We start from the raw sequence: 6,828 nt of genomic DNA, 5'->3' as shown, positions 1-6,828 counted from the left end.
CCCTTCCTTTGAGGCGTGTGGGCTGGTGCCCTTATTGGTGGCCAAATGCCCACTCTAGCTCCGCACCCTCATCCGCCGCGGCTGTGGCCGGAGTCGTTCGGCGTCGACGCCGAACGCTACGACCGGGTCCGCCCGCGGTATCCCGACGCGTTGATCCGGACCGTGGTCGAGGCCGGCCCGGGCAACCACATCCTGGACGTCGGATGCGGGACCGGCATCGTCAGCCGGCAACTGCAGGCGGCCGGGTGCGACGTACTCGGGGTGGATGTGGACGAGCGGATGGCGGAGTTCGCCCGCCGAACCGGGGTCGAGGTCGAGGTGTCGCCGTTCGAGTCCTGGGATCCGGACGGCCGGACGTTCGACGCCGTGGTCGCCGGCATGACCTGGCACTGGATCGACCCGGTCGCCGGTGCGGTCAAGGCCGCCGAGGTGCTCGAGCCTGGCGGCCGGCTGACCGTGTTCTGGAACGTCTTCCAGCCCCCGTCCGAGCTGGCCAAGGCGTTCGCCGCCGTCTATCGCGAGGTCCTCCCGGACCGGCCGGCGTACCACCGCGTGTCGGCGTCGCCGCTGGACGCGTACCTTGCTTTCCTCGGCAAGGCCGCGGATGGGATGCGCGAGTCGGGAGCGTTCGGCGAGCCGGAGCGGTGGTAGTTCCCGTGGAGCCGCCCGTACAGCCGGGACGAGTGGATCGAGCAGATGCGCACCGGCGGCGATGCCAGTCAGTTCGACCCCAGCAAGTTCGACGAGCTGCTGACCGGGATCGGCGCGGCGATCGATGCGGCCGGCGGCAGCTTCCAGATGGACTTCACCGCGCTGGCACTGACCGCGATCCGCAGCTGACATGAGAAACGGGCCCTGACCGCGTCATTGCGGTAAGGGCCCGTCAGGTTGTGCTCAGGCGGTGCGCTTGGTCCGGTGCAGGTGCGCGGGGCCGATCTCGCCCTTGCGGAGCAGCTCGACCCGCTCGGCGAGGAGCTCCTCCAGCTCGGAGATGCTGCGACGCTCACGCAGCATGTCCCAGTGCGTACGGGCCGGCTTCTCCTGCTTCGGCTCCGGCTTCTCACCGGTCGAGCGGGCAGCCTCGCTGCCGCAGTGCGGGCACTCCCAGATCGCGGGCACCTCGGCGTCGTGCGCCATGGTGACCTCGACCACGTGGCCGCGGGGGCAGTCGTACGTAATCATCTGGCGCGGAGCGAACTCAACACCACGGTCATCCTCGAAGCTGACCCCACCCAGCCCCGAACCACGCAGTACGCGATTAGACATGTCAAACCTCCGAGATCGTCATCCGTGCCAACGGTCGGCCGGCCCGGATCATTCCCATTTTGGCATGCCCGAGCCATATGTATGCACCTGACAGCACCGTCGTGACGCCCTGTCATCGAGCGTTCACACATCACGGTGTGTCGCGAACCGTCCGTCGTACGACGCGCGAACTTCACAGCCAGTTGCCAGGAATCAGGGATCAGTTCCTCAGCAAACGTCCTTAGCGTCTGCACCCATGGTGCTACCCCGCCACAAGCTCCGTGGCCTCAGCCTGCTCAACGTCTCCCTGGTGGCCATCGTCCTGGCGATCGCGATCACGGCTTACCTCTTGTTCTTCCGCAAGGACACGCCGGCCGCCGGCGCAACCCGCCCGACCTTCGCTGTCGCCCGCGGCGAGGTGACCGCGAGCGTCAGCTCCAGCGGCACCCTGCAGAGCTCGCAGACGGCGTCACCGCAGTTCGAGACGTCCGGCACGGTCACCCAGATCCTGGTCAAGGTCGGCCAGGTGGTCGCCAAGGGCGCCGCGATCGCCAAGGTGGACCCGTCCGCCGCCGAGCGGCAACTTCGGATCGCCGACCAGAACCAGATCGCCGCGGCCAACTCGGTCACCGCGGCCGGTGAGTCGCTCGACGACGCACAGGACGCTGCCGAGGCCGCAGCGGAGGCGTCGGCCTCCCCCAGCCCGACACCGACGAACGGGCAGCAGGCACAGAGCCAGAACCAGAACCAAGGTCAGAGCCCCAAGGTGGCGGTCAGCAACGCGGAGGCGAGCCTGGCCCGCGCGAAGGCCGACAAGGAGCAGGCCGACCAGGACGTGGAGGGCGCGCAGGCCGCGGTCGACGCGACCACCCTGAAGGCACCCATCGCCGGCACGATCACCGCGATCAACGGCAGCGTCGGCTCGGTGACGGGCGGGTCGAGTTCGAGCAGTGGTTCAGGCGGCGGGGGCTCGACCTCAGGTCAAGGTTCAGGGTCCGGTGCCTCGAGTACGACGACAACCTCATCCTCCGGCTTCGTCGACATCTCCGACCTCAAGTCCCTCCAGGTGGCCGCGTCGTTCCCCGAGGCGGACGCGATCAAGATCAAGGCGGGCCAGTCGGCGACCGTCACCCTGAACGCGGAGCCCGGTACGACGCTCACCGCGACGCTCGCCTCGGTGTCGCCGACCCCGACCACCACCAACGGTGTCGTCGCGTACTCCGCGACCTTCTCGCTGGCCAAGATCCCCGCGAACGCCCGGATCGGCCAGACCGCCAACGTCACGGTCCAGACCGCGAAGGCAGCCGACGCGCTCTATGTGCCGAGTACGGCGGTCGCGACCAGCGGCACGACGTACACGGTGACGATGGCCGATGGCGGCGGGACGCGGGAGGTGAAGGTCGGTGTGCGGGGTGACAGCTTCACCCAGATCACGTCCGGACTGAACGAGGGCGACCGGGTCGAGCTGCTCCAGGGCGCGATCGGTGGCACGGCGAACCAGAACGGCCGGACCGGGCAGTTCCCCGGCGGAGGCCAGGGACAGCTCGGGACCGGACAGTTCCCGCGGACCGGTGCGGGTGCCGGGGGCAACCGTGGCCGCTGACGCCCTGATCGAGATCCGGGACGTCACCAAGACGTACGGCAGCGGCGAGACCGCCGTCCACGCACTACGCGGCGTCTCCCTGCGCGTCGGGGCCGGTGAGTACGTCGCCGTGATGGGCTCGTCCGGATCCGGCAAGTCGACGCTGATGAACATCCTCGGATGCCTCGACGTGCCGAGCCGCGGTGAGTACTGGCTGGACGGCAGCAACGTCGCCCGGCTGACGGAGGACCAGCAGGCGCTCGTCCGCGGCCGCAAGATCGGCTTCATCTTCCAGTCGTTCAACCTGATCCCCCGGACCACCGCCCTGGCCAACGTCGAACTCCCGCTGACCTACGCGCATCTGCGGCGTGCCGAGCGGCGCAAGCGAGCCGCCCGCGCGCTGGACCTGGTCGGTCTGTCGGACCGCGCCGATCACCGGCCGAACGAGCTCTCCGGCGGCCAGCAGCAACGGGTAGCCATCGCCCGTGCCCTCGCCACCGGCCCGCGGATCCTGCTCGCCGACGAGCCGACGGGAAATCTGGACGCACACTCGACCGACGAGGTGCTCGGCATGTTCGACCAGCTGAACGCCGACGGCCGCACGGTCGTCGTGATCACCCACGAGCACGACGTGGCGGCCCGGGCCCGGCGGCTGATCCAGGTCGCCGACGGCCGGATCGTCGCGGACGAGGTGACCCGCCGATGACGCCTCGCGACCTCATGGGTGCCGCCCTGCGCGGCCTCAGCGCGAACAAGCTGCGCTCCCTGCTGACCGTCCTCGGCGTCTCCATCGGGGTCGGCGCGGTCATCGTCCTGGTTGCTGTCGGCAACGGCTCGGGCAGGGCGGTGCAGGCCCGGCTGGAGGCGATGGGCACCAACCTGCTCACGGTGTCCACGACCGGCGGTGGTGGAGGCTTCGCCCGCGGTCAGGCCGGACCGTCGGCCCAGCAGTACAGCCTGACCCTCGCCGACGCCGCCGCGCTGGCCGACGACCGCCTCGCGCCCGATGTCTCCGCGGTGGCGCCAGTCATGACGAGCTCGGGTACTGCGACCAGCGGCGATACCAGCTACACCGTGAACCAGGTGATCGGTACGACGCCGGAGTACATGCCGGCCACCAACACGCCGGTCGAAATCGGACAGTCCTTCACCCAGCAGGATGTCGACACGTCGCAGCGGGTCATCCTGCTCGGGCAGACGGCCGCGACCGAGTTGTTCACCAGGCCCGCAACCGCGGTCGGCCAGACCATCAAGCTCGGCGCCGTCGACTTCGTCGTCCGCGGCGTGCTGGCGAGCAAGGACAGCACCGGATTCTCGGATCCGAACGCGACGGCGATCGTGCCGATCAGCACACTACGGGCCACCCAGGCCGGGTACGGTCCGCTCAACCAGATCGTCGTACAGGCAGCGGACAAGGACCGGGTCGACACCGCGCAGGCCGAGGTCACCCAGTTGCTGGCCGCGCGGCACCAGGTGCCGACCGACCAGACCTCGCCGTTCCGGATCACCAACTCCGCGCAGATCCTGCAGACCAGCCAGGACACCGCCGCGACCTTCACCGCGCTGCTGGCGACCGTCGCCGCGATCAGTCTGGTCGTCGGCGGGATCGGGGTCACCAACATCATGCTGGTCACCGTCACCGAGCGGACCCGCGAGATCGGGATTCGCAAGGCACTCGGCGCGCGGCGGCGGACGATCCTCGGGCAGTTCCTGATCGAGGCGACGCTGCTCAGTCTGATCGGCGGCGCGGTCGGTGTCGCCGTCGCGCTGATCATCACCCGCTTCCAGCTGGCCGGGGTGGAACCGGTGCTGGTGCCGTCGTCGATCGGGCTCGCCCTCGGCGTGTCCGCGGCCGTCGGCCTGTTCTTCGGCAGCATGCCCGCGCACCGCGCCGCCGGACTCCGTCCCATCGATGCACTACGTCACGAGTGAGAGAGGCTCTCTGATGAGCAACCAGACCCCCGATGAGTTCGCCCAGATCGGGTCCGACGAGGAGGTCGACACGGCGCTCAAGCCGAAGAAGACCCTCAACCTGCCGATCGCGACCGCGATTCTCGCGGGCGTTGTCGTGCTGGCCGTCGGCCTGGCCGGCGGCGCGGGCCTGCACGCGGCCTTCGCCTCGGACAGTACGACGCAGTCGCCGCAGGCGGGTCGTGGATTCGGCGGCGGGTACGGCGGCTTCCGCGGTCAGAACGGTCAAGGCCAGGGTCAGGGACAGGGACAGGGTCAGGGTCAGCGGCCCGGTGGTGGGCAGGGCAGCGCGGCGATCGGCACGGTTGTCTCGGCGAGCGGCTCGCAGCTGGTGGTGAAGACGCAGAACGGCGACGTCACGGTCAAGTTGACCGGCGACACGACGTACGAGATCACCAACAAGGGGGCGGCGACCGATCTGAAGGCCGGCGAGCAGGTCGTCGTCAGCGGCCAGAACGCCGACGGCTCCCTGACCGCCACGACCGTTCGTCAAGGCGCTCTCCCCGGCGGCTTCCGCAATCCCGGCGCCACGCCGTCCCGCTGACAGATAATGAGGTTGTGGCCGGCAACTTGATCAGCACCCCTATCACTCTCGAACTCCTACGTGGCGCGCTCGAGCTGGAGCAGACCGATCGCGGCGTACTGCCGCATCGGCTGCCCGCCTGGGCGCGCACGCAGTACGTCGATGGGCAGCTGGAGATGGCGGAATCGCAGCCGACCGGAGTGCGTCTGGTATTCCGGACCGAGGCGACCGTCGTCGAGCTGGAGACGTTGCCTACCAAGCGGGACTACGTCGGCGCTCCCGCACGACCTGATGGCATCTACGACTTGGTTGTCGACGGCAAGCCGACCGGGCAGGCCAGTGTGGACGCCGGTGACGTCATCACGATCGATCTGATGACCGGGGCGGCCGAGGCCCGGCGCGGTGAGTCGGGCATGGTGCGCTTCGACGGCCTGATCGACGGCCCTAAGGCCGTCGAGCTCTGGCTGCCGCACAACGAGACCACCGAACTCGTTGCCCTGCGCACCGATGCGCCGGTCGAGCCGGTCCCGCCCGGCGACCGGCGAGTGTGGCTGCACCATGGCAGCTCGATCAGCCACGGCTCCGACGCCTCCAGCCCGACGGGCACCTGGCCGGCGTTGGCCGCCGCTCAGGGTGACGTGGAGCTGATCAACCTGGGGTTCGCGGGCAGCTCATTCCTGCAGCCGTTCACCGCGCGCACCATGCGGGACACCCCCGCTGACCTCATCAGCGTCAAGCTGGGCATCAACATCGTGAACACGGACTCTCTGCGGCTGCGTTCGTTCACCCTGGCTGTCCACGGTTTCCTGGACATCATCCGCGAAGGCCACCCGACGACTCCGCTGCTGGTCGTCTCCCCCATCCTGTGCCCGATTCACGAGGACACCCCGGGACCGACGGGCTGGGACCTGTCCGCGCTCGGTGAGGGCAAACTCCGATTCGCGGCGACCGGGGATCCGGAGGACGTCGCGGCCGGCAAGCTGACGTTGTCCGTGATCCGTGCCGAGCTCTCCCGGATCGTCGAGCAACGCGCTGCCGACGACCCGGACCTCCACTACCTCGACGGCCGCGTCCTGTACGGCGAGGCGGACAACGCCGTACGACCGCTGCCGGACGATCTGCATCCCGACGGCGAGACCCATCGCGTCATGGCCGAACGGTTCGCCGAGTACGCCTTCGCGGTCAAGGGCCCGTTCGCCTGACCCCGCCGCCGATGCGGGAGTGCGGACGTGGGCCACTCACCAACTGTGTGGGGTCGAGCTGGATCACGCTCGACTCGCGGCCGGTGGGGCTGCGTTGCGAGGGTTGGTGAGTGCGGGGGGTCCGCCCCGCGGGAAGGTGATGCGGACGTGCAGGCCATCACAATCGCAGCGCGCGGGCCCCTGCCCGCGGGACCGCCCCCGGCAGGCTCGGTTGTGATGGCCTGGGCGTCCGGCGTCGGTCGAACGGCGGCTGGCGAGATTGTCGGCTCGGGGGTGGTGCTGCTACTCGCTCGGCGGCAGGTGAG

General features: G+C 69.4%; 8 protein-coding genes. 7 read left to right on the top strand and 1 reads right to left on the bottom strand.

Annotation, left to right across the window (positions count from 1 at the left end):
- Window positions 1-45 precede the first annotated feature (45 nt).
- On the top strand, window positions 46-651 hold the full coding sequence (locus AB0I34_RS42620) for a class I SAM-dependent methyltransferase (RefSeq protein WP_360457917.1): 606 nt from the start codon (window positions 46-48) through the stop codon (window positions 649-651).
- Between the two features lie 45 nt (window positions 652-696).
- On the top strand, window positions 697-840 hold the full coding sequence (locus AB0I34_RS42615; RefSeq protein WP_360457914.1) for a hypothetical protein: 144 nt from the start codon (window positions 697-699) through the stop codon (window positions 838-840).
- Window positions 841-894: 54 nt separating this feature from the next.
- Here AB0I34_RS42615 and AB0I34_RS42610 read toward each other — a convergent pair whose 3' ends face one another.
- Window positions 895-1,266 (bottom strand): RNA polymerase-binding protein RbpA, encoded by a 372-nt coding sequence (locus tag AB0I34_RS42610; protein ID WP_131296220.1) that lies wholly within the window; start codon window positions 1,264-1,266, stop codon window positions 895-897.
- 235 nt (window positions 1,267-1,501) lie between these two features.
- Between AB0I34_RS42610 and AB0I34_RS42605 the strand changes: the two genes are divergently transcribed.
- The 5 genes from AB0I34_RS42605 to AB0I34_RS42585 are packed head-to-tail and all read left to right on the top strand — an operon-like array spanning window position 1,502 to window position 6,523.
- The gene (locus AB0I34_RS42605; RefSeq protein WP_360457912.1) at window positions 1,502-2,848 is read left to right on the top strand and encodes an HlyD family efflux transporter periplasmic adaptor subunit; all 1,347 of its coding nucleotides are present in this window, start codon (window positions 1,502-1,504) and stop codon (window positions 2,846-2,848) included.
- Complete coding sequence (locus AB0I34_RS42600) at window positions 2,838-3,533, top strand: ABC transporter ATP-binding protein (RefSeq protein WP_360457909.1); 696 nt, start codon at window positions 2,838-2,840, stop codon at window positions 3,531-3,533. The genes AB0I34_RS42605 and AB0I34_RS42600 overlap by 11 nt, the downstream gene beginning before the upstream one ends.
- A complete protein-coding gene (locus AB0I34_RS42595; RefSeq protein ID WP_360457906.1) occupies window positions 3,530-4,759 on the top strand; it encodes an ABC transporter permease in 1,230 nt (409 codons plus the stop codon). The genes AB0I34_RS42600 and AB0I34_RS42595 overlap by 4 nt, the downstream gene beginning before the upstream one ends.
- A 13-nt stretch (window positions 4,760-4,772) precedes the next feature.
- Window positions 4,773-5,342: a DUF5666 domain-containing protein gene (locus AB0I34_RS42590; RefSeq protein WP_360457903.1), complete on the top strand. Its 570-nt coding sequence runs from the start codon at window positions 4,773-4,775 to the stop codon at window positions 5,340-5,342.
- A gap of 14 nt (window positions 5,343-5,356) precedes the next feature.
- Complete coding sequence (locus tag AB0I34_RS42585; RefSeq protein WP_360457901.1) at window positions 5,357-6,523, top strand: SGNH/GDSL hydrolase family protein; 1,167 nt, start codon at window positions 5,357-5,359, stop codon at window positions 6,521-6,523.
- Window positions 6,524-6,828 lie beyond the last annotated feature (305 nt).

Source organism: Kribbella sp. NPDC050281 (assembly GCF_040655855.1).
Lineage (GTDB): Bacteria > Actinomycetota > Actinomycetes > Propionibacteriales > Kribbellaceae > Kribbella.
The sequence above is the reverse complement of the archived record's forward strand: the minus strand, read 5'-3'. Positions and strand labels throughout refer to the sequence as shown.

What these genes read in the sequence shown, in the direction of transcription:
- AB0I34_RS42620 (WP_360457917.1), top strand. Translation starts at nt 46, where the DNA reads ATGCCCACTCTAGCTCCGCACCCTCATCCGCCGCGGCTGTGGCCGGAG.
- AB0I34_RS42615 (WP_360457914.1), top strand. Translation starts at nt 697, where the DNA reads ATGCGCACCGGCGGCGATGCCAGTCAGTTCGACCCCAGCAAGTTCGAC.
- AB0I34_RS42590 (WP_360457903.1), top strand. Translation starts at nt 4,773, where the DNA reads ATGAGCAACCAGACCCCCGATGAGTTCGCCCAGATCGGGTCCGACGAG.
- AB0I34_RS42595 (WP_360457906.1), top strand. Translation starts at nt 3,530, where the DNA reads ATGACGCCTCGCGACCTCATGGGTGCCGCCCTGCGCGGCCTCAGCGCG.
- AB0I34_RS42605 (WP_360457912.1), top strand. Translation starts at nt 1,502, where the DNA reads ATGGTGCTACCCCGCCACAAGCTCCGTGGCCTCAGCCTGCTCAACGTC.
- AB0I34_RS42610 (WP_131296220.1), bottom strand. Translation starts at nt 1,266, where the DNA reads ATGTCTAATCGCGTACTGCGTGGTTCGGGGCTGGGTGGGGTCAGCTTC.